Genomic DNA, 26845 nt, shown 5'->3' with positions numbered 1-26845 from the left:
AAGATGCGGACGAAAGAGGTCAAAGCTGACGCTGGCGAGGCAACAGCGCGTTTCAGACAATCGCTCCAGTTCATCCATTACGGAAAGGGAGCCCGTCATGCACACCGCAATCACTGTTTCACATCGAAGGAACCGGAGAAATTTTCTCGTCCGGTTCTGCCAGTTTCTCTGGTTCGGGAATGCAATTTTGCTTCCCGCGCTCGGCGTGATACTTGCCCTGCTTCACCCCTTGCAGGCGCGTGCGGAAACCTCCGCTTTCGTATCGCCCAATGAAATGGAATCGGGCAGCCTGCTGATGCAGACCGAACAGGCCGGGCAATATGTCGAGGCCCCGCGGCTCGCCACCGATGTGGATATCACTGTCAGCGGACCGACGGCGCGGGCGCGTCTCACACAGGCTTTCGAAAACCCCACCGATGGCTGGGTCGAGGCGCTCTATGTGTTTCCGTTGCCTGAAGACAGCGCCGTTCATTCGCTGAAGCTGATCATCGGCAATCGCGTCGTCGTGGCCGATATCAAGGGAAAGCAGGCCGCACGCGCCATCTATGAGAAGGCCCGCAGCGAAGGCAAAAAAACCGCACTCGTGGAACAGCAGCGGTTCAATGTCTTCACCAATGCCGTCGCCAATATCGGTCCGCATGAGAAGGTCGTTGTACAGATCGAATATCAGCAGGCAGTGCGTCTGGCCGATAATCGCTTTTCGCTGCGCGTGCCGCTGGTCGTTGCCCCGCGCTATAATCCGCAGGAAAAGGCCGCAATCGACCAGCGCGCCAAGCTGAATGGTGGCTGGGGACAATCCGCCGCCAGCACGACACAGAACACTCAGGCTGCACCGATCGATACGGCACTGATCGGACCGGACAGTGCACGGACCAACCCGGTCACGCTTGCAATCAAGCTGGATGCGGGGTTCCCGGTCGATGGACTGAAAAGCCTCTACCATCCCGTCAAGATCGACCGGCTGAATGGCGACGCGCGCCAGATCACACTGCAAGGCGACGCAATTGCCGACCGCGACTTCGTGCTTGAATGGAGCGCTGCGGCGAGCAACACGCCAACTGTCGGTCTGTTTCGCGAACGGGTCGGCAAGGAAGACTTTGTGCTTGCCTATGTCACGCCGCCGGTTCTGGCGCCGGCCAGGAAGACCGGTCGCGAGATTGTCTTCGTGATCGACAATTCCGGTTCAATGGGCGGCACCTCCATGGTGCAAGCAAAAGCCAGCCTCGATTATGCCCTGTCGCGACTGGAACCGAACGACCATTTCAACGTCATCCGCTTCGATGACACAATGACCAAATTTTTCCCGGACAGCGTTGCCGCAACCGGCGAAAATGTCGCCGCTGCGCGCAGCTTTGTCGGCCAGCTTGAAGCCGCTGGCGGCACGGAAATGCTGCCGCCGCTGCACGCCGCCCTCGATGACAGCCATCAGAGCAAGGGCTTGCGCCAGATCGTTTTCCTGACCGATGGCGAAGTGAGCAACGAATTGGAGCTACTCGATACAATCGCCGCCCGGCGCGGACGCTCGCGCATCTTCATGGTCGGCATTGGTTCAGCCCCGAACAGCTATCTGGTGAACCGCGCCGCCGAGCTTGGTCGCGGGAGCTTCACCCATATCGGTTCGGCAGCGGAAGTCGACGAGCGCATGCGTGCCCTGTTCGACAAGCTGGAAAACCCAGCCGTAACTGACATCCGCGCCGCGTTTACCGAAAAGAATGTCAGCCTCACGCCGACATTGCTGCCTGATCTTTATCGCGGCGAGCCGCTTGTCATTGCCGCCCGCATGGGCAAGGCGACCGGCGAACTGACCGTCAGCGGCATGGTCGGTGACCACCCCTGGACCGTGACACTGCCGCTTGATCAGGCAAGTCACGCGGAAGGCATTTCCAAAATCTGGGCGCGCCGCAAGATTGACGATGCCGAAGTCGCTGCCACGCTTGGCGAGATCAATCAGGATGCCGCCGACGCCCGTATCCTGCGGCTTGCGCTCGATCACCATCTGGTGACGCGCCTGACCAGTCTCATCGCCGTGGATGTCACGCCATCACGCGCCGCCAATATACCGCTGACCAAGGCCGATATTCCGCTGCATCTGCCCGCTGGCTGGGACTATCGCACATTGCTCGGCATCAGCGCCACGCGCGACGCGAATGCCGGACAGCCAACCGACAGCGAAAACGCCGACTGGAGTGGCGTCGACAGTAAAGCTGAGGAGATCGCTCCGACCCTACCCGTTCCGAGTCTTCCACTGCCGCAAACGGCGACACCTGCAACGCTTCTCATGCTGCAAGGTTTGCTGGCCGTGCTGATCGGTGCCCTTCTCTTCTGGTTCACGCGTCGTGAAAAGGCAGGCAGCCATGAGTAATCGTCAGACCATCCTGAAGGGGCGCGCGCTTGCGCGCTCCCTCTCGACACTTCTCGCCTGCGTTCTGATCACAGGCGGTCTGGTCCTCGCCGGACAGGGCTTCTGGATTCACGCCAAGGCCTTTGCCGCACAAATCCTGCTGGAGCGCGCTTTCACGCAGAGTGTGGAGACGGGGGCGCCTGTCAAGCCGTGGAGCTGGGCCGACACATGGCCGGTGGCGCGCATCGAAGTGCCGCGACTGGAAACCGCAGCGATTGCGCTGAAAGGCGCGAGCGGTCAGGCACTCGCCTTCGGGCCCGGACACCTCGATAATACGCCGGAAGCGGGAGATCAGGGCACGGCGGTCTATGCCGCCCATCGCGATACCCATTTCGCTTTCCTGAAAAATGTCGAGCCGAACGATTTGATCCGCATCACGCGCCGTGACGGAAAGATCGTGACCTATCGCACGACCCATATGGCTGTGGCCCGTTGGGACGAAGCGCCCATCGACCCGCAGGCCACGGGAAAACACCTCGTTCTTGCGACATGCTATCCCTTCGATGCAATCACGCCCGGACCGCTTCGCTATCTGGTCTATGCCGATCTGGTCGCCGATCGGCTCGACGGCGAATGAGCACGCAGCGTCAGGCGGGGCCAAGCATGATATTGGTCTCGCTTTTGCTGACGCCCTGAAGCGAGCGGATCGTCGAGATCACCTCGTTGAGTTCCGAAATCGTCGCCACTTCCAGCTCGGCAATCACGTCCCACATGCCATTGGTGTTGAACAGACCCGTCAGCCCCGGCACGCGCTTGATGGCGCTGATCGTGGCTTTGAGCGAAGAGCCTGACATTTCGATCAGCATGAAAGCCCTGATCTGGTCCTTGCCGATATCGTCGCGCACACGGACCGTAAAGCCCTTGATGTCGCCATTGGCCACCATGCGGTCGAGCCGCTTCTGGGCTGTTGCGCGCGCCACGCCAAGAAGCTCGGCCAGTTGCGGCACCGATGCGCGTCCATTGATGCGCAATTCCGTGATCAGTCTCTTGTCAAGCTCGTCCATGACCCCCTCTTTCTTTTTAGTAAGTGCGACTACCTATATCGGCAGTAATTTATAAAAATAATCACTTTATATTCTTTTTTGTCAATCTGATTGCAGATATTCATTTTCTGCAAGGGGATTGCCCAGGTGGTTTCCAGACGTTGATCGCGATGGAAACCCATGACCAATCCCGGCTTGGACCGGTCACAAGGTCACGAAAACAAGCGCATGCAAACGGCGATTTCACGGTCCCGGCGTCCGGGGCTTCAAATGGGGAACTGACCTACATGAATACCGCGAAATTTTTCTCCACGGCGCTTCTGGCGCTCGGTCTCACCTTTTCCATGAACGCGGCCAAGGCCGACGATCTGGAAAAGATCCAGAAGGCAGGCAAAATGTCGATTGCCCTGTCCGGCGTTTTTCCTCCTTTCAGCTTTGTGGATGAATCCAACAAGGTCGTCGGTTTCGACGTCGATATCGGCTCTGAAATCGCGCGCCGCCTGAAGGCCGAGCCAGAAATCGTCACGACCGCCTGGGACGGCATCATCGCTGGTCTGGTGACCGGTCGCTACGACACCATTGTCGGTTCGATGGGCATCACCGAAGAACGCAAGAAGGCAATTGCCTTTGTCGGCCCTTACTATCGCTCGGGTCTGGCGCTGTTCGTCCGCAAGGACGACGCTGCCACCTCGCTCAAGGAATTTGAAGGCAAGACCATCGGCGTGACGCTCGGCGAAACCTCCGAAAAATGGGTCCGCGAACAGGGCAAATACGACGTTCGCACCTATAAGGGCCTGCCGGAAATGCTGCTTGATCTGGGCTCTGGCCGTATCGATGCCGTTGTCGCCGACGACGTACCGGTTCTGGTTGCCATCACCAAGAGCAATGCGCCGATCAAGCAGGTCAAGGATGACCAACTGCCCCGCTACGACATCGGCATCGCCGTACGCAAGAACAATCCGGAACTGGCTGCCGCCATGCAGAAGGCTCTGGACGACATGATGGCCGACGGCACCTACAAGGCCATTTCCGAAAAGTGGATTGGCGCGGATATCCGCTAATCTTCCCTCTCCGGAAGATGGGTTGTGACAAGCAACCCATCTTCGAAATTGATCCCCCAAATCTGGTACTGTTCGCTTCTGCCCACCACCCTTTGGGCGAACAGCGGCGCGGTTCCTCCGGCCATTCGGTGGCCCATCTCCACGAGCCACCGATGGGGAAGAAAGGTTGAAGGATGGATATCGCACTTATCGAGCGGATTTTTCCCTTCATTGTTCAGTCTGGCTGGGTCACCGTCCAGCTGACAGTCGTATCGCTTCTGATCGGTCTGGTCGTTGCAACCGTTCTGGTTATTGCCCGCTTTTCGCGCTTCAAGCCGTTCCGCTGGTTCGCCACGGGCTATGTCAGCATCATGCGCGGCACGCCGCTGCTGGTGCAGCTTTTTCTGGTCTTCTTCGGCGGCCCTCAGTTCGGTCTGGAATTCAGCCCGTTTATGGCTGGCGTGATCACCATGGGCTTCAACATCGGAGCCTATATGTCGGAAGGCATACGCGGCGCCATTCTGGCCGTGGACAAGGGCCAGAACGAAGCGGCCCGCAGCATCGGCTTTGGACGCTTCAACACCATGCGGCTTTTCATTCTGCCGCAGGCAGCACCCCTGATGATCCGTTCGCTCGGCGTCAACACGATCATCCTGACCAAGAGTACAGCACTTGTCTCAACAATCGGCGTGGTGGAACTGACCTATTCCGCGCAGCGTTTCGTGACCTCGACCTATAAGCCCTTCGAAGTCTTCACGATCGCGGGCATCGCCTACATCGTCATCATTGCCGTCATTTCGATGATCGTTCGCGGCATGGAAACCTTCTTCAACCGAGATCGGAGGGCCGAAGCATGAGCCTCGATTTCACGGTCGTTCCCTCCTATCTGGAACTGCTCTTCATCGGCCTGCTCTGGACGGTGCTGATCACCGTTCTGGCCGGTGTCATCAGCGTGGTGCTGGGCGTCGTCATCGCTCTGGTGACATTGCACGGACCAAAAATCGTCAGCCTACCGGTGCGCGGCATCGTGTTCCTCTTCATGGGCACGCCACTGCTGCTCCAGCTCTATCTTCTCTATTATGGCCTGTCGCAGATCGGCATCATGGTTCCGGCCTTCTGGACCGGCGTGTTCGGCCTTGGCATGCATTATGCCGCCTATAACGCCGATATTTTCCGCGCTTCGCTGCAAGCTGTGGACGCCGGGCAGATGGAAGCCGCCCGTTCGCTGGGCTTCAGCCGGGGCATGTCGCTGCGCTATTTCATCATTCCGCAGGCGATCCTGACCGCGCTGCCGCAGGTGGGCAATAACAGCATCATCCTGCTCAAGGATACAGCGGTGCTGTCCGTCCTCGGCATCACGGAACTGGTTCTGAACGCACAGCGCGCCATCAGCGAAACCTATCGACCCTTCGAATTCTATTTCGTCGCCGCCGTGCTCTATTATGCCGTCAATCTTCTGATGGAATGGGCATTGAGCAAAGCGGCCAAGAAAGCGGAAGCTATCCGATGAACACTCAGACACCCATGATCGAATTGCGCCAGATCAGGAAATCCTATGGCAACCACGAGGTTCTCAAGGGCATCGACCTGACGGTTCCGCGCGGCAAGATCGTATCCATCATCGGCCCCAGCGGGTCGGGAAAAAGCACGCTTCTGCGCTCCATCAACATGCTGGAAGAAACCTCGGGCGGAGAAATCTGGCTTGATGGCAATCAGGTCAACAAGCCGCTCAAGGGCCATGCCTTCGAAAAGCACATCAACCATATCCGTCAGGAAATGGGCATGGTGTTCCAGCAGTTTAACCTGTTTCCGCACCTGACCGTGCTGCAGAACATCATGATCGGTCCGATGCGGCTCAAGCATCTGCCCCGCGCCGAAGCGCTGGACCGCGCCAACACGCTGTTGGCGAAGGTCGGGCTGGTGGACAAGGGCAATGCCTATCCGGCGCGCCTTTCCGGCGGCCAGAAGCAGCGCGTGGCGATTGCGCGCGCGCTCGCCATGCAGCCCAAGGTGATGCTGTTCGACGAGGCCACATCGGCGCTCGATCCCGAGCTGGTGGAAGAGGTTAATCAGGTGATGAAGCAGCTCGCCAGAGAGCACATGACCATGCTGATCGTGACCCACGAAATGCGCTTCGCCGCTGAAGTATCCGACCATGTGATGTTCATGGATGGCGGCGTGGTGGTCGAGCAGGGTCCGCCGGACCAGATGTTGTCCAATCCGAAAGAGGAACGGACCCGCGCTTTCCTGCGAAAGCATCTTTCGCACTAGAGCGCGTTTCGATCTGATTGGATCAGATCGGCGCTCTAATTCTTTGTTTTAACGCGCATCTTTTCCGAAAACCGTTTCACACTTTTCGGGATGCGCTCTAAATTACGGAGACTACTCAATGACTGCGAATATTTCAAACGGCGCGCAAAACGCCGTAACGATGGCGCACAACCATATCGATGCGCAGCATGTCGAAGAGCTGGCTCTTCGCATGGTCAGTTGGCGTAGCGAAACGGGCACGCCCGGTGAAGCGGAATTCTCTGGTCGCTTCGTCGAATTGCTCAAGGAAATTCCTTATTTCCAGGAGAACCCGGCCAATATCCGCACGGTTGCCAGCCATGGCGATCCGCTGACCCATAATGTGGTGGCGCTGGTTCGCGGCAAGGGCCGTGACACGGTGGTTCTCGCTGGCCACTTCGACACGGTTGCGACCGACAATTATCACGAGTTGAAATCGCTTTCCTGCGACAGCCTCAACCTGAAAGACGCGCTGATCAAGGACCTTGGCAAGCGCGCGCGCTCAGCCCAGGAAGAGCGCGCTTTGGAAGATCTTCTGAGCGGCGACTTCCTGCCGGGCCGTGGCCTTCTGGACATGAAAAGCGGCATCGCTGCCGGTATTGCCTGCCTTGAGCGTTTTGCGACCGATCCCGACCGCAGCGGCAATCTGGTCCTGATCGTAACACCGGACGAAGAGCGCGAAAGCCGTGGGATGCGGTCGATGCGCAATGCGCTGCCGGAGATTGCGCGGGACTTCGATCTCGATATTTCGTCGGCTATCAATCTTGATGTAACGTCCGATCAGGGCGATGGCAGCGAAGGCCGCGCCGTCTATGCCGGAACCATCGGCAAGCTCCTGCCTTTCGCGCTTGTCATCGGTTGCAGCTCCCACGCCAGCTACCCTTATGAAGGCGTCAGCGCACAGGCCATGGCGGCTGGTATTCTCACGCGCTTCGAAGGCAATGCCGATCTGGCCGACCGCGACGACAACGATATTTCCCCGCCGCCCATCTGCCTTGAGGCAAAGGATTTGCGCGACGGCTATGAAGTCACGACGCCTGAACGTTTCTGGATCGCGCTCAACTGGCTCTATCATGGCATGACTGCGGAAGAGCTCTTCAAGCGCTTTCAGGATGAAGTGCGCACCGGCGCCGTTGATGCGGTTGCACGCTTTACCGCGCAGGCCGAAGCCTATGGCAAGCTGGTCGGCAAGCGCGCCGGAGCAACCCCCCCAGCGCCGAAGCTTTTGACATTCACAGAGCTGCGCGCCATGGCAGCACAGATCGCAGGCAACGACTTCGAACGTCTCTATGACGAACAGGAACAGCGCCTTTCCGGCATCGACAATCCGCTTTCCGTCAGCCGCCAGCTGACCGAATGGCTGGTGGGTGTTGCGCACCTTGCCGGACCGGCGATTGTCGTCGGCTTTGCCGGGCTGCACTATCCGGCAAGCCATCTTGACGACACCAAAACCAATGACCGCCTTTTCAGAGAGGCCATCGACGAGACGATCAAGGTCTTTGCGGACTTCCCCGACCAGAGCCTGGTCTGGAAGCCCCATTTCCAGGGCATTTCCGATATGAGCTTTCTCGGTCAGGCAACGCTTGGACAGGATATCGTGTCCCAGAACACGCCGGTGTCGCGGCTCGTCGATCATCCAGCCGCCAATGCGCTGCGTTTCCCGGTGGTCAATATCGGCCCATGGGGTCGCGAGTTCCACCAGAAGCTGGAGCGCGTCCACGCGCCTTACGCCTTCGAGGTTCTGCCGCAGATCGTTTCGATGATCGCTGAAAAATTCCTCGCGGCGAAGGCTGGAAACAGCGCCCGCTGATCGGGCGCGTCCGCCCATTGAATAAAGGTTCACTCCCATGACCAATGAAAAGCTGAATATCGTTCCCTTTGTCAGCGTCGATCACATGATGAAGCTGGTTCTGACTGTTGGTGTCGAAACCTTCCTCAAAGAACTGGCGGCAATTGTCGAAGAAGATTTTCGTCGCTGGGAACAGTTCGACAAGACGGCGCGCGTCGCCTCCCATTCGCAGGAAGGTGTCATTGAACTGATGCCAACCAGCGACGGCACGCTTTATGGCTTTAAATATGTCAATGGCCACCCAAAAAACAACCGGACGGGCCGTCAGACGGTTGCGGCCTTCGGCGTACTCTCCGATGTGGACAGCGGCTATCCGCTGCTCCTGACAGAGATGACCATTCTGACCGCGCTGCGCACCGCCGCCACGTCAGCAGTGGCCGCCAAACATCTGGCGCGACCGGATTCCAAAACGCTGACGATCATCGGCAACGGCGCGCAGAGCGAATTTCAGGCGCTGGCCTTCAAGGCTCTGCTCGGCATCGACACGCTGCGTCTGTTCGATATCGACCGTTCGGCGAGCGAGCGCTGTGCGGCCAATCTAGCGGACAAGGGATTTTCGGTCACCATCTGCGGGTCGTCGCAGGAGGCTGTCGAGGGCGCGGACATCATCACCACCGTCACCGCCGACAAGCAATATGCCACCATTTTGAGCGACAACATGGTCGGACCTGGCGTGCATATCAATGCGGTTGGCGGCGATTGCCCCGGCAAGACCGAGCTGAACAAGGAAATTCTCCTGCGCTCGGATATTTTTGTCGAATATCCACCGCAAACCCGCATCGAAGGTGAAATCCAGCAATTGCCGGAAGATTATCCGGTCAAGGAATTGTGGGAAGTGATCACCGGTAAACTGCCGGGCAGAACATCGGATCGCGCCATCACGCTGTTCGACAGCGTCGGCTTTGCAACCGAGGATTTTTCCGCCCTGCGCTATGTCTTCAGCAAACTGGAAGAGACCGGCCTTTATGCCGAACTCGACATGCTGGCAGACCCGGATGAACCGCGCGATCTCTACGGCATGTTGCTTAGATGCGAGCAGGCACTGGAGGCCGCATAAGCTTCGGCGATGATGCGCTGCATCGAGCCTTGAGTGAATAGTTCCGCCCGACACCTGTTGTTGGCGCTCCAATGTGGTATCACCATCGGCACGTGAGAGTGCCCGGTGTAGTTGGATATCCATGATCGTTTGAGCGATGCAGCAATTGGCCAGAAAAATGTTTGCAGAAATCGGCTGGGGTATTCCAAGCTCGATCGTCCTGCATCTGTTGCTGGCCATTGTTCTGCTCGTCCGCCTGCCGGAACTGCCAACCGCGCAAGAACAGAGCGTCAATGTAGAGCTTGTTCCCCCGCCGCCACCCGCCGAGGACAAGCCCAAACAGTACCAGGACAAGCCCGCTCCTGCGCAACAACAGGCGCAGGCCCAGAAGCTTGCCTTTGAGTCCGCTTCCAACGATCCGAAGGATGAGACGCCGGAGCAACCTGACGTTCCGCCCGCCGCACCAGAAACAAGCGAAAAGCCCGACGAAGCTCCACCCACGACAACCGAAACCAAGAACGAGCAGCCGCAGGACAAAGAACAGGAAGCGGTGGAGCTGCAGGCTCAATCCGCAACTGCGGCGAACGCGAACGAGGCGGCAGCCCCTGCTGTTCAGAACCCGCCTGTTCCCCAGCCCAAACCGGAACAGGCAAAGCCGGCCACCAAGGCCGTTTCGGAGCAAAAGGCTGAAAACTTCAAACAGGCGCGCAGGCTTTATTCCAAGGATGCCCTGTCTGACCCGCGTGTGAAACAGGCGCTCGGCAAACTCTCACCGACGGATCGCGTTATCCAGATTTGCAGCATCGAGGCGCTTGAACAGATCCGCCGCCAGCAGCCGGGCGCTTTTCCCGACATGCTGGCGCGCGCGGGCGGTTCGGTTTCCAACAACGGTCTGACGGTCAGCAACGGCGCCTTTCGCAGCCGCGCCCAATGGTATGGCGTGGATTTCAAATGTCAGGTCAATGCGGAGGCCATGTCGATCCAGTCCTTCAGCTATGCCATCGGCCACGCCATCCCCGAAAGCGAATGGGGCGCACGGCAACTGCCCAGAGACTAGTGGTCTGATTCCAACATTTGCATCCCTCGGTTCACGCGCTGAGCAAATGTTGGAATCAAAAAGACCACTAGCAAGTATATGTATCTAGTGGATTTTTCGAATTTGACGTTTGAAACAGCATCTATGTCAGCCGGGATTCAAACGTCAAATTCAATCCACTAGAATATGAAGTGATGAGACAAGACTGGCAGCATTTGCTAGAGTTGTCGGTGTAATGCCCCACGAAACTAACACTGAATGGAGACAGATATGAAAGTCGTATTTGTAACGACCGCTGTCCTCGCTCTGTCGGTTACGGCTGCGATGGCAGACTGCACTTACCACAATGCGCAATCGTCAACAAAAATGGAAAAGCCGCAAACAACGGCAAGCGCAGAAACTACGGCGCCCACCCAGAAGTAAAATATATTCCAACAGGAGGCCCTTCGAAACGGCGCCTCCTGTTCGGGATAGCGCTGTTCAAAGCCGCAAGCTGATACCAGCCTTGCGTAGAAGCCAGTAAAACAGCGCTGTCGCACCGACACCCAGAACAATCGCCCAGCCGAAACCGGACCCGTCGCCCGTGAAGGGCAATCCGGCAGTGTTCATCCCGAAAATACCGGCGATCAGCGTGCCGGGCAACAGCAATGCGCTCATCACCGCCATCACTTTGAGGCTGCGGTTTGAATCATCCGCCAGTTCCGCTGCAATCTCTTCCTGCAACAACCGCGCACGATCATTGACCATAACGATTTCACGGTCGAGGCGCTCGAGCCGCATGGAAAGCCGCGTCAACGCGGCATGCCCCATCTCAGGCAAGGTCCAGTCCAGACGGTCTTCCTCTTCAAACAAAGCCACCATACCGGCCACCGGACGATGCAGCGAGACCGCCAGTCTGCGCACTTCCTTAAGATCCCTGCGTTCATCATTCAACCGCTCGGTCACCAACCGATCCTCAACAGTATCGAGCATTTTGCTCGCCTCATTGAGCCTGATTGCGGTGTTCTTGCAGAAGGCCGTAACCACCGCCTCAAATAATTCATAGGCCGTTGCCGGGCAAAAACCGCTGGCAAAGGAATGGCGCACCCTGTCTACGGCTTCCAGAGGATGCCGCCTGCCGGTTACCAGAAGCCCACCCATCACCGCAAAATGCAGACGGCCGATTGTGGTGGACATGCGCTCCATGTCCTGATGCATGTCGGCGATGACGCCATGGATCGTTCCTGCCTCATGGCTGAGCACCAGGCTATCGTCATGCCCTTCCAATATTGCCCGCGCCGACGCGGGCAAGGCACAGCGCTCCGAGAGCCAGCCCTGTGACCGCTGATCGACCAGATCGACATGCAGCCACACCCAGCCGTCATTAGCGGCCAGCGCAGCATCCACTTCGTCTGCCTTGAGTTCCACAACCGCATGATCGGGGCGCTTGTGATAGGCCCCCACCAGACCGGTACTATGTTCCTTCAGCGAACCGTGAATAATGTTCAATGTCGTGTACCAATACCCGGAACAAAGCGGCCCCGCATCGAGCCTCTAATACACTTCCGGCACATACATTTCGGACGGGGTCTGATGACGTACATAATCGTCATGGCGCACGCGTTCCGGCAGATGGATGGCCGACTTCGGCACATCCTCATAAGGGATCTGCGACAGAAGATGGGCGATGCAATTGAGGCGCGCCTTTTTCTTGTCGACGGCCTCGACAACCCACCATGGCGCTTCGGCAATATGGGTGCGGTGCAGCATCTCTTCCTTGGCCTTGGTGTAGTCTTCCCAATGAACGCGGCTTTCGAGGTCCATCGGCGAAAGCTTCCACTGCTTCAGCGGATCGTGGATACGCATGTTGAAGCGGAATTCCTGCTCTTCGTCGGTGATCGAGAACCAGTATTTGATGAGAATGATCCCGGAACGCACCAGCATGCGTTCAAATTCGGGAACGGAGCGGAAAAACTCTTCCAGTTCCTCCTTCGTGCAAAAGCCCATGACCCGCTCGACACCGGCCCGATTATACCAGGAGCGGTCGAACAGGACCATTTCGCCAGCGGTCGGCAGATGCGGCACATAACGCTGGAAATACCACTGATTGCGCTCGCGTTCGGTGGGAGCAGGCAGCGCGACGACGCGGCAGACACGCGGATTGAGACGCTGCGTCACGCGCTTGATCGCGCCACCCTTGCCAGCGGAATCGCGGCCTTCGAACAGCACGACGACTTTGAGCTTCTTGTGCTGCACCCAGTCCTGAAGCTTCACCAGCTCATGCTGGAGACGAAACAGCTCGCGGAAATAAAGGCGGCGTTCAAGCGTCTGTTCGGCGGGGCCGGACATGCCCTCGGCGACCAGCGCGTCAAGCCGCTCTTCCTCGATCTGCATTTCCAGCTCTTCATCGAAACTGTCGGCGATTTCCGCCTTGATACGGTCCAGATGGCTACTCTCGAACATGTTCACACCATAAGCTGAAGATAACACCCGAAGCCGCGACGACTCCGCGCAATTGCACGGAATACTAGAAGTGGCTCATGACGGTTTCGTGACGCAATCCGGTCGCGCGGGTGTCAACAAAGGCGATATCAAGCCCTATTACAGTTTCGCAATTTTAAAGTGCGCTATGGACCCGGTTGAATTGACGCCTACGTAAAAAATAAGCTTTCGTTGAAAGCCGTTTGATTGCATTCTCCCGCAGATGCGAACCACCGGGATCGTTCAATGATTGCAAAACCTTCCTACCGTTTCCTCCGCTCCGGACGAAGCGTCATATTCGGAACCACGGCTGCCTTTGCATTCTGCATTTCGGCAATAACATTTGGCGCTCCGGCCCGTGCCGATTCCCGCAATGTGGTTCCGGTTGCCGTGATGAAGGTGGCGGCAAGCGATTATCAGCCCCGATTGACGCTTTCCGGCGCGATTGCCGCCCGCTCGCTGGTCAACACCTCATTTCGCCTTGGCGGGCAGGTCGTGGAGCGCAAGACCGAGATCGGCCAGCATGTCGACAAAGGCGAGTTGATCGCCCGTATCGACGATGCCGAACAGCAGGCGAATCTGCGTGTTGCTCAGGCCTCGAAGGATGCCGCGCAGGCGCAGCTCGTTCAGGCGGACGCCAATTTCAAACGCCAGAAGGCGCTTCTCGCGCAGGGTTTCACGACCCGCAGCACCTATGATCAGGCAAACCAGACCCTGCAAACCGCGCAAAGCGCGCTTTCGAGCGCCGAAAGCCAGCTTAGCGACGCGCGCGACCAGCTTTCCTACACCGAACTGCGCGCCCCGGTTTCCGGTGTCGTCACGGCGCGCAACATCGAAGCGGGTCAGGTGATACAGGCCGCGCAGACGGCGTTTTCGATTGCCGAGGATGGACCACGCGATGCCGTCTTCGACGTGCAGGAAACGCTGGTCAACCACGCCAAGGACGGCATGGGCGTGACAATTGCGCTGCTGTCGGACGCTTCCATTGTTGCAGAAGGACAAATCCGCGAAATCTCTCCGGTCGTCGATGCGCAGACCGGCACGGTCCGGGTCAAGGTTGGCATTGCCAAAACCCCGCCACAGATGGCGCTTGGTGCGACCGTCACCGGAACAGTGCATATGGATAGCCGTCAAGTCATCGTCCTGCCATGGAGCGCCATGACATCCGACGCCGGACGCCCCGCTGTTTGGCGGGTGGCTGACGATACCCATGTTACAACGCTGGTTCCAATCACCGTGCTTTCCTATGAAAAGGAACGGGTGATCGTGGATGGCGGCTTGAACGACGGCGAACTGATCGTCACGAAAGGCGCGCAGATGCTGCGGTCGGGCGAGCCGACCGAAATCATGCAGACGCAGGAAGGGGCGGTTGCGCAATGATGCGAGAATTCCGAAAGCCCATTGCCCTCCCCCTGATGCGCGCCGCTGTGCTGATGACCACGCTTGCGCTCGCAGCCTGCGGCAAGAGCGATGAAAGCGAAGCGGAGGCCGAACCCGTTCGCCCGGTTCTCTACATGGTTGTTGAACCGCGACCGGCCACGCAGGCGGGGTTTGCCGGTACGATCGAGCCGCGCTATTCGACCGATCTCGCCTTCCGCGTGCTTGGGCGCATCATCAGCCGTCCGGTGCAGGTGGGCGATCTGGTGCAGAAGGGTGAGAGCGTCGCAACGCTTGATCCGTCGACGCTTGATCTGGCGATCCAGTCGGCGAAGGCCGATCTGGCGAGCGCCGAGGCGCAATATGCCAATGCCTCGGCCAGCGAGGAGCGGCAGCGCATTTTGCTGCAAGGCAACAATGTTTCGCAGGCCGATTATGATGCCGCCAGACAGGCGCGCGACAGCGCCAGTGCAGGACTGGAAAAGGCCCGGGCCGGGCTGAAAAAGGCGCAGGACCAGCGCAGCTATGCCGTGTTGCGCCCCGACTATGACGGGGTAATTTCGGCAACCAATGCCGAGGTTGGACAAGTGGTCGCTGCCGGTCAGGCAGTGATGACGGTGGCGCGCCCGGACATTCGTGAAGCCGTGGTCGATATTCCCGACAGCATGACACAGTATTTCGCGCCGGGTGCTGCCTTCAATGTGCAGCTTCAGGCTGATCCGTCGGTGACGGGAACCGGCACTGTGCGGGAAGTCGCGCCGCAGGCGGATGCGCAGACCCGCAGCCGCCGGGTCAGAATTGCCCTCGACAATCCTCCCGACGGTTTCCGTCTCGGGGCGACCATCCGCGCCGCTTTGGCGACGCCGGAGAAGGATGTGGTGCGCCTGCCGATCCAGGCCCTGCGCGAGGACAACGGCAAGACAAGCATCTGGATTATCGATCCCGACAAACAGACCGTCTCGCTGCACGATGTTCAGGTTATCGCGCGGCAGGGCGGCAATTTCGTTGCCGGTGGTGTCGAGGTCGGCAGCTATGTGGCGATTGCTGGCGTCTATGAATTGAAAGAAGGACAGAAAGTCCGTCTGGACCAGAAAGGAACTGGCCTGTGAAAAAGGGATTCAATCTGTCCGACTGGGCTTTGAACCACAGATCGCTGGTCTGGTATTTCATGCTCGTGTTTCTGGTCGCAGGCTTCGTGTCCTATCTCGATCTCGGTCGCGAAGAAGACCCGGAATTCACCGTCAAGACGATGGTGGTGCAGGCCAACTGGCCGGGCGCTTCCGTGGAAGAAACGCTCAATCAGGTCACGGATCGCATCGAGAAGAAGCTCGAGGAACTCGATACGCTCGATTATACGCGCAGCGTAACGACCGCGGGCCAGTCTGTCGTCTTCGTTTTCCTGAAGGACACGGTGCGTAAACGTCAGGTCACCGACGCCTGGAATGAAGTCCGGCATATGCTGGACGATATCAAGCCGGAACTGCCTGATGGCGTTTATGGGCCTTATTATAACGACAAGTTCGGCGATGTTTTCGGGAATATCTTCGCCTTCACCGCTGATGGTCTGTCCATGCGACAGCTGCGTGATTATGCGGAAGATGTGCGCGCCAAGATTTTGACGCTGCCCAATGCCGGTAAGGTCGAGCTGATCGGCGCGCAGGACGAGGCGATCTATCTCGAATTTTCGACGCGGCAGGTCGCAGCACTTGGTCTCGACCAGCAGGCCGTGCTTCAGGCCTTGCAGGACCAGAACGCGATCACGCCATCGGGCGTCGTTCAGGCCGGGCCGGAACGGATCAGTGTCCGCGTCAGCGGCCAGTTCAATTCCGAAGCCGATCTGCGCGCGGTCAATCTGCGCGTCAATGACCGGTTCTTCCGCTTGTCCGATGTGGCCACCATCACGCGCGGCTATGTCGACCCGCCAACATCCATCTTCCGCGTCAATGGCGCGGATTCCATCGGGCTTGGCATCGGTATGAAGCCGAACGGAAATCTGCTGGAATTTGGCGCGGCGCTCGACAAGATGATGCAGCAGGTGACGGCGGAACTCCCTGTCGGCGTCAAGGTGTTCAAGGTGGCCGACCAGCCGCATGTCGTGAAGGAAGCCGTGTCCGGCTTTACCAGCGCGCTGTTCGAAGCCGTGGTCATCGTGCTTGCCGTCAGCTTTGTCAGCCTTGGCTTGCGCGCCGGATTCGTGGTGTCGCTATCGATCCCGCTCGTGCTTGCGATCACCTTCCTGTCGATGTCGCTTCTGGATATTTCACTGCAACGCGTGTCGCTCGGCGCGCTTATCATCGCGCTCGGCCTTTTGGTCGATGATGCCATGATCGCCGTCGAAATGATGGTGGCGCGACTGGAATTCGGCGACCCGATCAACAAGGCCGCCACTTACGTCTATTCGCATACGGCCTTTCCGATGCTGACAGGCACGCTTGTAACCATTGCGGGCTTCATCCCGATCGGCCTCAATTCCAGTCAGGCGGGCGAATATACTTATACGCTCTTTGTGGTGATCGCCGTTTCGCTGGTGGTGTCGTGGATTGTCGCGGTGCTGTTTGCGCCGCTGCTGGGCGTCACATTCCTGCCCAAGAAAATGAAGCCCCATGCGGAAAAGCGCAGCCGCTTCTTTGAAGCCTTTTCCAGGGCGCTGTTGCTGGCGATGCGCTATCGCTGGGTGACCATCGTGACAACCGTCCTTCTGTTTGCGGTTTCAGTTTTCGGGATGCGCTTCATCGAACAGCAGTTCTTCCCGCAGTCGGATCGTCCGGAACTGGTTCTCGACTGGACCTTGCCGCAAAACAGCTCCATCGCCGAAACCCGGGCGCAGATGGAGCGTTTCGAAGAAACCATGCTAAAAGGCGATCCCGATATCGAGCATTGGAGCACCTATGTCGGGCAAAGCGCGATCCGGTTCATCCTCTCCTTCGACGTGCAGCCGAACAATCCCTATTTCGGCCAGATGGTCGTCGTCGCCAAGGATGTCGAAGCGCGAGACCGCCTGAAGGTCAAGTTTGATGAGGTCTTCCGCAAGGATTATGTCGGCACCGACGTCTATGTGAAATTCCTGGAGCTTGGACCGCCGGTCGGACGCCCCGTGCAATACCGCATTTCCGGCCCGGACATTCAGAAACTGCGTGGTCTGGCGCAGGATTTCGCTGGCATCCTGACTGCCGATGAAAGACTGGGTGTGGTCAATTATAACTGGAATGAGCCCGGCCGCGTGATCCGTGTCGATGTCATGCAGGACAAGGCGCGCAAGCTTGGCATTTCATCCAAGGATATTGCTACGACGCTGAACGGTGTCGTCGGCGGCATCACCATCACGCAGGTTAGGGATTCGATCTATCTGATCGATGTCGTCGTGCGCGCGCAAAAGCACGAACGCGATTCCATCGACACCTTGCAGAGCCTGCAAATTGCGACCGGCAACGGCACCTCGGTGCCGCTCGCTTCCATCGCCAATTTCCGCTACGAGCTTGAGCAGCCCGTCATCTATCGCCGCTCGCGCATCCCGACGATCACGGTCGCGGCAGGCATTATCGACAAGACCATGCCGGATACGATCGTGAAAGACCTCGGCCCCGCGATCAATGCTTTCGCCGACAAGCTACCGGCTGGCTACTATATTCAGACCGCAGGCACGGTTGAGGAAAGCGGCAAGAGCCAGGGACCGATTGCCGCCGTCGTTCCACTGATGCTGTTTGTGATGGCGACTGTGCTGATGCTGCAGTTGCAGAGTTTCCAGCGCCTGTTCCTCGTGGTGGCGGTTGCGCCGCTTGGATTGATCGGCGTGGTTGCAGCACTCCTGCCAAGCGGCAAACCGCTTGGTTTCGTCGCCATTCTAGGCGTGCTGGCGCTGATCGGCATTCTGATCCGAAACTCCGTCATCCTGATTGTGCAGATCGAGGAACATATCACCGAAGGCATGAAGCCCTGGGATGCTGTGATGATCGCCAGCCAGCACCGTATGCGCCCGATTGCACTGACGGCGGCGGCGGCAAGCCTTGCGCTGATCCCCATTGCCCGCGAAGTGTTCTGGGGGCCGATGGCCTATGCCATGATGGGCGGCATCATCGCTGGCACGGCGATCACCCTCCTGTTCCTGCCAGCACTCTATGTGGCATGGTTCCGCATCAAGGAACCGGACGCAGAAGAAACGCCCGCGCCACAACATTGATATTGCAACGAAATCTGTCTGGAGCGGGAATCCGCTCCAGACTGCCACACCCCCTCACAAAAATTTTACACTCCACCCTTGAACCGGGCAAAAACATACACATTTGAAGAAGGCAGCGCCGGGCCCCTCTGGTCATGGTTTTCCGCTATGGCGATGTCGGGGCTGCTCCACTTGTTCAAATGGAGATGGTCCGGCGATGGATTCGCTTATTTTAGCCCTTTCGGGCGATTTTCTCGGCACACCTGTATACTTCTGGGCGGCATTCATCACGATCGTCGTGGGTTTGCTGGTTTTCGATCTTGGTATTCTGCATCGCGACGAACATGAAATCGGAGCCAAGGAGAGCCTGCTCCTTTACGGCTTCTATGTCGTCATCGCATTGGCTTTCGGCGGCTGGGTCTGGTGGGAACGCGGCGCGCAGGCGGGCCTCGAATTCTACACCGGCTATCTGATCGAGCAGAGCCTTGCGATGGACAATATGTTCGTCATCGCAACGATTTTCGGCTTTCTCGCCATCCCGCGCCTTTATCAGCACCGCGTGCTGTTCTGGGGTATTCTGGGCGTCATCGCCTTCCGCGCGGTTCTGATCGGGCTGGGCGCGGCATTGGTGCATGAGTTCAATTGGATCCTGTTCCTGTTCGGCGCTTTCCTCGTCTTCACCGGCTTCAAGATGTTCCGCCATCAGGATGAAACGCCCGATATCGAGCAGAATGCGGTTTTCCGGTTCCTGCGCAAGCGCTTCAATATCACCAGCGAGGTGCACGGGCGCCATTTCACCGTCAAGAAGCCGCACCCGAAAACCGGCAAGCTCGTCACCTGGCTAACGCCGCTTGCGGTCGCGCTGATCATGGTTGAGACCGTCGATCTGATCTTTGCCGTAGACTCCGTCCCTGCCGTGTTTGCCGTCACGCAGGATACGTTTATCGTCTACACCTCGAACATCTTCGCCGTCCTCGGCCTGCGCGCGCTCTATTTCGCACTCGCCGCCGCCATGAACCGCTTCCGCTATCTTCAGGTATCGCTGGCGATCATTCTGGTGCTGATCGGTATCAAGATTTTCCTCGTGCCGCTGGGTGTTCATATCAACACACTGCTGTCGCTGGTGGTAACGCTCGGCATTCTCGCAAGCGGTGTGCTCTACTCGCTCTACAAGACCCGCAACGAGCCGGATATGAGCGTCGAGGAACTGGCCGCGCAACAGCATAAGGAAGGCTGATCGCAAGCCCTGCTTTCCCAGAGCGGTTCCGGTTAAAACGGAATCGTGGAACCGCTCTATCTATTTGTTTTGCGCATTATCCTACGCAAAACCGCTACGCACTTTTGCTGGAAATGCTCTAAGAAAAAGCCCCCGGACTTGGTTGGTCCGGGGGCTTTCATTTCGAGGTGACGCTTAAGAAGCGATATAGTTTTTCAGGAAGGCCCGCGTCCGGTCCTGCTGCGGGTTGCGCAACACGTCTGCGGGCGCGCCTTCTTCGACCACAAAGCCGCCGTCCATGAAGATGATCCTGTCGGCAACCTCACCGGCAAAGCGCATTTCATGCGTCACGATCAGCATCGTCATATGCTCGGCTGCAAGCTGCTTCATGACCGCATTCACTTCATCGACCAGTTCCGGATCGAGCGCCGAGGTCGCCTCGTCGAACAGCATCACCTTCGGCTGCATGGCAAGCGCGCGGGCAATGGCAACGCGCTGTTTCTGGCCGCCGGACAGGCGTGACGGGTAGACGTCCACCTTGCTGGCGAGCCCCACCTTGTTGAGCAGTTCCAGCGCCAGTTCGCGGGCCGCCGATTTGGACATGCCCTTCAGCTTTGTCGGTCCCAGCGTGATGTTTTCCAGCACGGTGAGATGCGGAAACAGATTGAAGTGCTGAAACACCATGCCCATCTGCTGGCGCACCGCGTTGATGTGCTTTTCAAAAGCCTGCCCGCTCAGCGGCTGGTTGACCTGCAACCCGTCGAGCCAGACTTCGCCGCCATTCAGCGTCTCCAGATGATTGATGGAGCGCAGCAATGTGCTCTTGCCCGAACCACTCGGGCCGATGATCGCGATGATCTGGCCACGCGATACCGAAAGATCGATCCCTTTCAGAACCTCCAGCGCACCATAGGCTTTGCGGGCGCCTTTCACTTCAACCATAGGCTTCAAGGCGCTCATCGCGTAACCTCCACTTTTCTTTCGATATGCCGCAGGCCCGCTTCCATGACGAGGTTGACCACGTAATAAAGTGCGGCGGCAGTCAGATAGAACTCAAACGGACTATAGGTTTCACTGATGGCGATCTGCGCGCTGTGAACCAGTTCGGCAATGCCGATGATCGACACGAGCGATGTGTCTTTCAACAGCACGATCATGTTGTTGCCGATGGGCGGGATGGTGTTGCGGATGGCCTGCGGGATGATGATATAGCGCAGCGTCTGCCCCTGACTTAGCCCGATGGATCGCGCACCTTCCGTCTGCCCCGGATCGACCGAGACGATGCCCGCCCGGAACACATCCGCATTATAGACCGCGAAATGCAGACTCAATCCGAGAATGCCCGCAAACAGGGCCGGAATGTCGATCCCGATCTGCACCAGACCGTAATAGATGAGATAGAGCTGCAAAAGCAGCGGCGTTCCCATGAAGAGCCACATGAAGAAGCGGACCGGATAGGCGAACAAAGCCGGTGCATAAAGCACAACCAGCGCAAAGACGATGCCGAGGATGAAGCTCAGCGCGCTGGATGCGACCGCAAGAACGATGGTCCACCACAATCCGGTCAAGAGCAGATCGGTATAGGGAGCGACGATACTGAAATCGAGAGCTGGCATTGCGTCCTCCCTCAGCGTGCAGCGAAGCGCTTGTCGAGCAGATCGACAAGCGACGCCACCACATAGACGATGAGCATGTAAATGACCGCAGCAACTGCGAAAATCTCGAATGGCTTGTAGGTCGAGCTGATGAAGCGTTGCGCCGTATAGGTGAGTTCAACCACGGAAATGGTCGATACCAGCGCCGAACCCTTGACCAGAGCAACCGCATTCACACCGAGCGGGCGGATCATCAGGCGTGCGGCCTGTGGCAGAATGATGAGGCGCAGCGTCTGGCCGCGGCCAAACCCAATCGAGCGGGCTGCCTCGTCCTGGCCCCGATCCACGCTTGCAATTGCGCCGCGAATAGACTCGGCCATGTAAGCGCCGATATTGAGCCCCAGACCGATGACACCCGCCGCATAGGGCTCCAGTTCGAGCCCGATCTGCGGGCCACCGAAATAAAGCACGAACAGCTGCACGAGGCAGGGCGTTCCACGAAAAATGCTGACATAGGCGCCGGACAAAAAACGCAGAACAAAGCTGTTAGAAAGGCGTCCGACGACCAGAATGCCCGCAATGACGAATCCCAACACAAGAGCAAGCACGGAAATCTGCACAGTTACCCATGCCGCCTCCAGAAAAAACGGGAGGACGTGCCGCATTAACGCAAGATCCATAGAACTACTCCGGAAGATCGCATGTACCGGCCCGGATAAACCGGGCCGGATTAAAAGCCAGCTTAGCGAATATCGCTACCGATCCACTGCATCGAGATCTTCTCGTAGCCGCCATCGGCGAGCATGTCGTCGAGTGCCTTCTGCATGGCAGCCTTGAGTTCCGGATTGTTCTTGCGAATGGCAATGCCGAGCGCCTCACGACCGCCTTCGATATTCGGCGTATCCAGAATGCGAACCTTCTGGCCGGTTTCCTTCACCGCGATCTTCACCGGAATGCTGTCCATGACAAGAGCATCGATGCGGCCTGCATCAAGATCAATCAACATTTCCGGCAGGCCCTTATAGGTGCGAACATTGAGGTCGCCCTGTGCCTTGGCCCACTTCTCATGGGCATCACCCATGGTCACACCCACGGTTTTGCCATTGAGGTCTTCCAGTTTCTGGATTGGGGCGTCTTCTTTGACCACGACCGTGCGACCCGCATGGTAGTAGGGTCCCACAAAATCGACGGCCTTTTCACGCTCTGGGGTGATGGTCATGGAGGCGACAACAGCATCGTATTTCTTGGCCAGAAGACCTGCAATGATACCGTCAAATGGCGTGGTCACGAGCTTGACCTTCACGCCCAGACGATTGGCGATTTCTGTTCCGATGGAGGCATCGAAGCCTACCACCTGATTATCGGCATTGGTGAAGCTGAACGGAGGATAGGCGCCACTCATGGCGACGCGTAACTCACCGGTTTCCTTGAGCTTTTCCAGCTCATCCGCATGCGCTGGCATGGCGGAAAAGGCGGCGGCGAGTGCTACGGCTGCAGCCGCAAACATGGTCTTGAGCTTGCTATTCATGGCTTTGGTGTTTCCTCTGGATTGGTCTTATTGTTAGGCTTATGGTTTGCCATCAACCTTCATCGACAGAGCTTGGCACAGGCCTTGTTTCCAAGCATCCTGCAATATGACTGCCAGCCCGACACATTGCCGGAAATGACCGGCATATTGTCGGCGGTCGAGGGCGCGATTTTAAAAGAAAAGGCCGCACTCCCACCCGGCAAACCGGATCGGAATGCGGCCTTGAAAATCGGCCCTGATGTTGGAGGCTTTACTTCAACGCAGCCTCGAAACTGTCGGCCAGAACGCTGAGCAAATGATCTGCATTGGCGCGGCTGAACACCATGGACGGGCGCATCTTCAACACGTTGTCATGCGGACCCTCAGTCCCCATCAGGATGCCGCGTTCGCGCGCGCCGTCATTGATCTTGCGGGCCAGCGCCGTTGCTGGCGCCTTGGTCTTGCGATCCGTGACAAGCTCGATACCGAGGAACAGTCCCTGACCGCGAACATCGCCGATAATATCGAAGCGCTGCTGCATCTTACGGAAACCGTTGATGAGATAGTTTCCGACAGTCAGCGCATTCTCGCGCAGCTTGTCGCGTTCGATCACGTCGATGACTGCAAGACCAGCGGCACAGGACACCGGATTGCCGCCGAAGGTGTTGAAATATTCCATGCCGTTATTGAAGCTGTCTGCAACTTCACGGGTGGTCACCACAGCCGACATGGGATGGCCATTGCCAATCGGCTTGCCCATGGTGACGATATCCGGCACCACATCCTGCATTTCAAACGCCCACCAATGGCTGCCGACGCGACCGAAACCGACCTGCACTTCGTCGGCAACGCAAAGTCCGCCTTCGGCACGAACCATAGCGTAGACTTCCCTGAGGTAGCCTTCTGGCAGGAATACCTGACCGGCGACACTTGGAATCGATTCCGCAAAGAACATAGCCGGCGCACGACCCTGCTTGCGCATGGTGTCGATCTGTTCGGCAATGCTCTCGGCAAAGCGCTTGCCATGTTCCTCCAGCGGCCAGTCTTCCGGCGCGTGGTAGCTGTCGGGAATGACCGCCTCATAGACGTGATCCGGTCGCCCTTTACCGCCCTTCCGCTTGTATTTGTAGGGGCTGAGATCGATCAGCTCCTGCGTGGTGCCGTGATAGGCCCAGTCGAGAACGATGGCTTCCTTGCGGCCCGTATGATTGCGTGCCATGCGCAGCATCAGGCTGTTTGCTTCGCTACCCGAGCAGGCGAAGGACGCGACCGTCAGTCCTTCCGGCAAGGTTGCCGTCAGCCGTTCGGCGTAGGCCACGATGTTGTCGTGCAGATAGCGGGTGTTGGTATTGAGCAGCGCCGCCTGACGGGCGATGGCTTCCACCACTTCCGGATGGGCGTGCCCCAGATGGCAAACATTGTTGAAGCAATCGAGATAGGCGCGACCGTAATTGTCGATCAGCCACGTCCCCTCGCCGCGCACGAACTTGATCGGCTCGGAATAGGAAATCGACAGGTTCGGCAGCAGTATTTCCTTGCGCTTCGCGATGATTTCTGCGCGGGTGCGTCCATCCTGATGGAAGGTCTCCGGCGGAATGCCCGCCAGCCCCGCCACATCCGGGAAAACATCGGCCCAGACGTCGAGATAGGCCGCTTCGCCGACGCCCAGAATTTCGGTTGCCGACAGATTGATATCCGTCGTCATTTCGAAATGCAGATGCGGGGTCCACCCGCCATTTTCGTGAATATCGCCCATATGGCCGACGAGATCGCCAGCTTCCAGCCTCTCGCCCGGCTTGAGACGACCGAGCGCCTCATGTGCCATATGCCCCCAGAGGGTCACGAAAGGCGGGCAGCCTTCCGGGCGATGCTCAAGCTTGACGAGACCGCCATAGCCGAGCGGTTCGCGTTCGATTTCAACGCTGACGACCGTTGCGGCCAGCGGCGTGTAAAGCGGCGTTCCGGCAGGCATGAACAGATCGACGCCCAAATGGTGGATGCGGCGCTGCCCTTCGATGAAACGCGATTCAAACGCGGTGTCGGTATAGACAGTGCGCTTTTCGCCCCAGGGGCCGATACCGAGCTGAACGTTGTTGTAAGTGCAGAAATTATCCCACCATTCCGTCGCTTCCCTGGCGCGCTGTTCAGCGGAGGCAACCGTCATGACATGCGTTTCATCGCCATATGGCACGAGCGCCTTGGTCATGGTTGCCGGTGCCGGATGCACAATCGGCGCAAAGGTCTTGCTGTTATCCGCAATCCATTTGCGAACCGCGCCTGCACCCTCGATAGCGTCGAAGCCGCAGGCCTTGCGCAGAATAGCGGTCGCAAAACGCGGGTTCATCGCGTCCATCTTTTCCAGAAGACGCCAGGCCGGAGCCTCGCTGATCGCCAGATATGGATTGTCGTCCGTCTTGTCGTGGCGCGAAGCAGAGAAGGTCACGCTGGTGACAAGACGCATGGCGATGAGATCGAACAGAACGTCGATTTCTTCCGCCTTGAGCGGGTATTTTTCGTGGAATCCGGCGGCCAGTGCCGCTGCCGCACCAATTGGATCTTCCATGTCGAGAATGGAATAGGCGCAGGCAATGGCGACTTCGGCAATCAGAACCGTGTGAACGGCATCGCCGAAATCGATCAATCCGGCAATCTGTTCATGGTCGCTCGTGCTGACCAGTACATTCCAGTCATTCGCATCATTGTGGATGACCTGTGCACGCAGGCGCGACAGTTTCGGCGCGACGCGGTTTTCAAAACGCACGATGAAGCGCTCAAGCAGCGAACGCCTGTCGGCATCGCCGACGAAATGCAGGCGCGTGCGCGTACGGGCCGCATGGCGCAAATCCCAATCGAGATCGCGCACGGCGCCCGGATGGATGAAGCCCTGCAAGGCATGATCCAGTTCGCCAAGCGCGCGACCGAGATTGCGCATCAGCCCAAACGTGCGTTTGACTTCCGCGAGGGGAACACCCGGCAGCCAGCCGACCAGCCGCATGGCATGGCGCTCGCCACCGCTCGCCACAGCCGATGCAAGCACATCGCCCGAAAGGCTTGGCTTCAGATGCGGAACCGCGAGCTTCGCATCGGCACTGGCCAGATGCTGCAGAAGCGCGGTCTGGAATTCGCTTTCGACCTGCGGCTCGCTGGCATTGACGATTTTTAAAATCCAGTCGGCATCCGTTCCGGTCTCCAGACGAAAATTGCGATCGCGTTCGCTGTCGAGCGGCGATGCCGTGGCAGTGACACCAAAGACTTCAATGGCCAGCTTCTCGGCATCGGCTGCGGAAAACTGCGGGTTCGGATGGGACAGATCGGTCATGGATAGTGCGTTTCCAGTTTAGATTTCTTATCAGAACCTTGGCACGCAATGCGTTTTCGGGCATCAAGTATCCTGTCGGAAGAACCGGCACTTTGTCGGAATGGACCGGCATATGTCCGGTCATGCGTATAGGGTAACGATGCGGGAACTTGACGCGAAAGATCGCGAAATACTGGCAATTCTGTCCAAGGAAGCGCGCATCGCGCTGAAGACGCTGGCCGGTCGTATCGGCTTGTCCCGCAGCGCGACCAGCGAGCGCGTCACAAATCTGGAACGCAGCGGCGTCATTCGCGGCTATCGCGCGGATATTGGCGAGATCGATACCAATTTCATCCGCGCCATATTGCTCGTAAGCCTGAAACGCACGCCTGCGCTGGCGCTTCTCGACATATTGGCGCAGCACGCTGAAGTCCGCCGCGTCTCATCGGTCAGCGGGCAGCTTGATCTGGTTGTCGAGCTGGAAGCGGCGACAATCGACGACCTCAACCGCGTGCGCGACCTCGTTGCCGCCCATGATATCGTGGACGACATCACCACGGCCTTCGTGCTGCGGCGCGATATCGACCGCGAAGTCCGATAAT

The 26845-nt window shown here is 58.2% G+C and carries 22 protein-coding genes; 14 read left to right on the top strand and 8 right to left on the bottom strand.

Going from position 1 to position 26845, the window contains the following annotated elements:
* The first annotated feature begins 97 nt into the window (after positions 1 to 97).
* Both HWD97_RS02220 and HWD97_RS02215 read left to right on the top strand, forming a co-directional pair.
* Complete coding sequence (locus HWD97_RS02220; protein WP_371834630.1) at positions 98 to 2362, top strand: marine proteobacterial sortase target protein; 2265 nt, start codon at positions 98 to 100, stop codon at positions 2360 to 2362.
* Positions 2355 to 2978 carry a class GN sortase gene (locus tag HWD97_RS02215; protein WP_109366875.1) on the top strand — a complete coding sequence of 208 codons (624 nt, stop codon included), beginning with the start codon at positions 2355 to 2357 and terminating at the stop codon, positions 2976 to 2978. Before HWD97_RS02220 ends, HWD97_RS02215 begins: the two co-directional genes overlap by 8 nt.
* A 10-nt stretch (positions 2979 to 2988) precedes the next feature.
* Here HWD97_RS02215 and HWD97_RS02210 read toward each other — a convergent pair whose 3' ends face one another.
* Positions 2989 to 3405 carry an Lrp/AsnC family transcriptional regulator gene (locus HWD97_RS02210; RefSeq protein ID WP_109366874.1) on the bottom strand — a complete coding sequence of 139 codons (417 nt, stop codon included), beginning with the start codon at positions 3403 to 3405 and terminating at the stop codon, positions 2989 to 2991.
* Between the two features lie 266 nt (positions 3406 to 3671).
* Between HWD97_RS02210 and HWD97_RS02205 the strand changes: the two genes are divergently transcribed.
* From HWD97_RS02205 to HWD97_RS02175, 7 genes are all read left to right on the top strand, one after another.
* Positions 3672 to 4445 (top strand): transporter substrate-binding domain-containing protein, encoded by a 774-nt coding sequence (locus HWD97_RS02205; protein WP_109366873.1) that lies wholly within the window; start codon positions 3672 to 3674, stop codon positions 4443 to 4445.
* A 173-nt stretch (positions 4446 to 4618) separates the two neighbouring features.
* Entirely contained in the window at positions 4619 to 5281 is a 663-nt protein-coding gene (locus tag HWD97_RS02200) for an amino acid ABC transporter permease (protein WP_121538432.1), read from the top strand.
* Positions 5278 to 5934, top strand: a complete 657-nt coding sequence (locus HWD97_RS02195) for an amino acid ABC transporter permease (RefSeq protein WP_109366871.1) — start codon at positions 5278 to 5280, stop codon at positions 5932 to 5934. The genes HWD97_RS02200 and HWD97_RS02195 overlap by 4 nt, the downstream gene beginning before the upstream one ends.
* Positions 5931 to 6695, top strand: coding sequence for an amino acid ABC transporter ATP-binding protein (locus HWD97_RS02190; RefSeq protein ID WP_109366870.1), 765 nt, complete (start codon positions 5931 to 5933; stop codon positions 6693 to 6695). The genes HWD97_RS02195 and HWD97_RS02190 overlap by 4 nt, the downstream gene beginning before the upstream one ends.
* A gap of 130 nt (positions 6696 to 6825) precedes the next feature.
* Complete coding sequence (locus tag HWD97_RS02185) at positions 6826 to 8523, top strand: M20/M25/M40 family metallo-hydrolase (RefSeq protein WP_167836093.1); 1698 nt, start codon at positions 6826 to 6828, stop codon at positions 8521 to 8523.
* A gap of 37 nt (positions 8524 to 8560) precedes the next feature.
* Complete coding sequence (locus HWD97_RS02180) at positions 8561 to 9619, top strand: ornithine cyclodeaminase (protein ID WP_109366868.1); 1059 nt, start codon at positions 8561 to 8563, stop codon at positions 9617 to 9619.
* Positions 9620 to 9776: 157 nt separating this feature from the next.
* On the top strand, positions 9777 to 10655 hold the full coding sequence (locus HWD97_RS02175; protein WP_235858968.1) for a DUF930 domain-containing protein: 879 nt from the start codon (positions 9777 to 9779) through the stop codon (positions 10653 to 10655).
* A gap of 459 nt (positions 10656 to 11114) precedes the next feature.
* Here the strand turns inward: HWD97_RS02175 and HWD97_RS02170 are convergent, their stop codons facing one another.
* Together HWD97_RS02170 and ppk2 are read right to left on the bottom strand one after the other, a co-directional pair.
* Positions 11115 to 12122 (bottom strand): CorA family divalent cation transporter, encoded by a 1008-nt coding sequence (locus HWD97_RS02170; protein ID WP_109366866.1) that lies wholly within the window; start codon positions 12120 to 12122, stop codon positions 11115 to 11117.
* A 45-nt stretch (positions 12123 to 12167) separates the two neighbouring features.
* Entirely contained in the window at positions 12168 to 13076 is a 909-nt protein-coding gene (gene ppk2 / locus HWD97_RS02165) for a polyphosphate kinase 2 (protein ID WP_109367940.1), read from the bottom strand.
* A 264-nt stretch (positions 13077 to 13340) separates the two neighbouring features.
* Between ppk2 and HWD97_RS02160 the strand changes: the two genes are divergently transcribed.
* From HWD97_RS02160 to HWD97_RS02145, 4 genes are all read left to right on the top strand, one after another.
* Positions 13341 to 14474, top strand: a complete 1134-nt coding sequence (locus HWD97_RS02160) for an efflux RND transporter periplasmic adaptor subunit (protein ID WP_109366865.1) — start codon at positions 13341 to 13343, stop codon at positions 14472 to 14474.
* Positions 14475 to 14509: 35 nt separating this feature from the next.
* A complete protein-coding gene (locus tag HWD97_RS02155; protein ID WP_235858973.1) occupies positions 14510 to 15580 on the top strand; it encodes an efflux RND transporter periplasmic adaptor subunit in 1071 nt (356 codons plus the stop codon).
* Positions 15577 to 18648 (top strand): efflux RND transporter permease subunit, encoded by a 3072-nt coding sequence (locus tag HWD97_RS02150; RefSeq protein WP_121538424.1) that lies wholly within the window; start codon positions 15577 to 15579, stop codon positions 18646 to 18648. Before HWD97_RS02155 ends, HWD97_RS02150 begins: the two co-directional genes overlap by 4 nt.
* A 196-nt stretch (positions 18649 to 18844) precedes the next feature.
* On the top strand, positions 18845 to 19864 hold the full coding sequence (locus HWD97_RS02145; RefSeq protein WP_109366863.1) for a TerC family protein: 1020 nt from the start codon (positions 18845 to 18847) through the stop codon (positions 19862 to 19864).
* Positions 19865 to 20038: 174 nt separating this feature from the next.
* Here the strand turns inward: HWD97_RS02145 and HWD97_RS02140 are convergent, their stop codons facing one another.
* The 5 genes from HWD97_RS02140 to HWD97_RS02120 form a co-directional block, all read right to left on the bottom strand.
* Entirely contained in the window at positions 20039 to 20803 is a 765-nt protein-coding gene (locus HWD97_RS02140; protein WP_280176229.1) for an amino acid ABC transporter ATP-binding protein, read from the bottom strand.
* Positions 20800 to 21459 carry an amino acid ABC transporter permease gene (locus HWD97_RS02135; protein ID WP_109366862.1) on the bottom strand — a complete coding sequence of 220 codons (660 nt, stop codon included), beginning with the start codon at positions 21457 to 21459 and terminating at the stop codon, positions 20800 to 20802. The genes HWD97_RS02140 and HWD97_RS02135 overlap by 4 nt, the downstream gene beginning before the upstream one ends.
* A gap of 11 nt (positions 21460 to 21470) precedes the next feature.
* Positions 21471 to 22118: an amino acid ABC transporter permease gene (locus HWD97_RS02130; RefSeq protein WP_109366861.1), complete on the bottom strand. Its 648-nt coding sequence runs from the start codon at positions 22116 to 22118 to the stop codon at positions 21471 to 21473.
* A gap of 62 nt (positions 22119 to 22180) precedes the next feature.
* The gene (locus HWD97_RS02125) at positions 22181 to 22966 is read right to left on the bottom strand and encodes an ABC transporter substrate-binding protein (protein WP_109366860.1); all 786 of its coding nucleotides are present in this window, start codon (positions 22964 to 22966) and stop codon (positions 22181 to 22183) included.
* Between the two features lie 250 nt (positions 22967 to 23216).
* Complete coding sequence (locus tag HWD97_RS02120; RefSeq protein WP_109366859.1) at positions 23217 to 26264, bottom strand: aminotransferase class III-fold pyridoxal phosphate-dependent enzyme; 3048 nt, start codon at positions 26262 to 26264, stop codon at positions 23217 to 23219.
* A 139-nt stretch (positions 26265 to 26403) separates the two neighbouring features.
* Here HWD97_RS02120 and HWD97_RS02115 point away from each other — a divergent pair, with 139 nt between their 5' ends.
* Positions 26404 to 26844: an Lrp/AsnC family transcriptional regulator gene (locus tag HWD97_RS02115; RefSeq protein WP_078338226.1), complete on the top strand. Its 441-nt coding sequence runs from the start codon at positions 26404 to 26406 to the stop codon at positions 26842 to 26844.
* Position 26845: the final 1 nt, after the last annotated feature.

It is taken from the genome of Ochrobactrum sp. C6C9 (assembly GCF_022627935.1).
GTDB classification, from domain to species: Bacteria; Pseudomonadota; Alphaproteobacteria; order Rhizobiales; family Rhizobiaceae; genus Brucella; species Brucella teleogrylli.
This window is presented reverse-complemented; position numbering and strand designations above follow the sequence as displayed.

Coding starts and splice junctions, on each gene's coding strand:
- HWD97_RS02125 (WP_109366860.1), bottom strand. CDS start 22,966: ATGAATAGCAAGCTCAAGACCATGTTTGCGGCTGCAGCCGTAGCACTC.
- HWD97_RS02175 (WP_235858968.1), top strand. CDS start 9,777: ATGTTTGCAGAAATCGGCTGGGGTATTCCAAGCTCGATCGTCCTGCAT.
- HWD97_RS02120 (WP_109366859.1), bottom strand. CDS start 26,264: ATGACCGATCTGTCCCATCCGAACCCGCAGTTTTCCGCAGCCGATGCC.
- HWD97_RS02115 (WP_078338226.1), top strand. CDS start 26,404: ATGCGGGAACTTGACGCGAAAGATCGCGAAATACTGGCAATTCTGTCC.
- HWD97_RS02210 (WP_109366874.1), bottom strand. CDS start 3,405: ATGGACGAGCTTGACAAGAGACTGATCACGGAATTGCGCATCAATGGA.
- HWD97_RS02205 (WP_109366873.1), top strand. CDS start 3,672: ATGAATACCGCGAAATTTTTCTCCACGGCGCTTCTGGCGCTCGGTCTC.
- HWD97_RS02190 (WP_109366870.1), top strand. CDS start 5,931: ATGAACACTCAGACACCCATGATCGAATTGCGCCAGATCAGGAAATCC.
- HWD97_RS02180 (WP_109366868.1), top strand. CDS start 8,561: ATGACCAATGAAAAGCTGAATATCGTTCCCTTTGTCAGCGTCGATCAC.
- HWD97_RS02155 (WP_235858973.1), top strand. CDS start 14,510: ATGCGCGCCGCTGTGCTGATGACCACGCTTGCGCTCGCAGCCTGCGGC.
- HWD97_RS02195 (WP_109366871.1), top strand. CDS start 5,278: ATGAGCCTCGATTTCACGGTCGTTCCCTCCTATCTGGAACTGCTCTTC.
- HWD97_RS02200 (WP_121538432.1), top strand. CDS start 4,619: ATGGATATCGCACTTATCGAGCGGATTTTTCCCTTCATTGTTCAGTCT.
- ppk2 (WP_109367940.1), bottom strand. CDS start 13,076: ATGTTCGAGAGTAGCCATCTGGACCGTATCAAGGCGGAAATCGCCGAC.
- HWD97_RS02130 (WP_109366861.1), bottom strand. CDS start 22,118: ATGGATCTTGCGTTAATGCGGCACGTCCTCCCGTTTTTTCTGGAGGCG.
- HWD97_RS02145 (WP_109366863.1), top strand. CDS start 18,845: ATGGATTCGCTTATTTTAGCCCTTTCGGGCGATTTTCTCGGCACACCT.
- HWD97_RS02135 (WP_109366862.1), bottom strand. CDS start 21,459: ATGCCAGCTCTCGATTTCAGTATCGTCGCTCCCTATACCGATCTGCTC.
- HWD97_RS02140 (WP_280176229.1), bottom strand. CDS start 20,803: ATGAGCGCCTTGAAGCCTATGGTTGAAGTGAAAGGCGCCCGCAAAGCC.
- HWD97_RS02220 (WP_371834630.1), top strand. CDS start 98: ATGCACACCGCAATCACTGTTTCACATCGAAGGAACCGGAGAAATTTT.
- HWD97_RS02160 (WP_109366865.1), top strand. CDS start 13,341: ATGATTGCAAAACCTTCCTACCGTTTCCTCCGCTCCGGACGAAGCGTC.
- HWD97_RS02215 (WP_109366875.1), top strand. CDS start 2,355: ATGAGTAATCGTCAGACCATCCTGAAGGGGCGCGCGCTTGCGCGCTCC.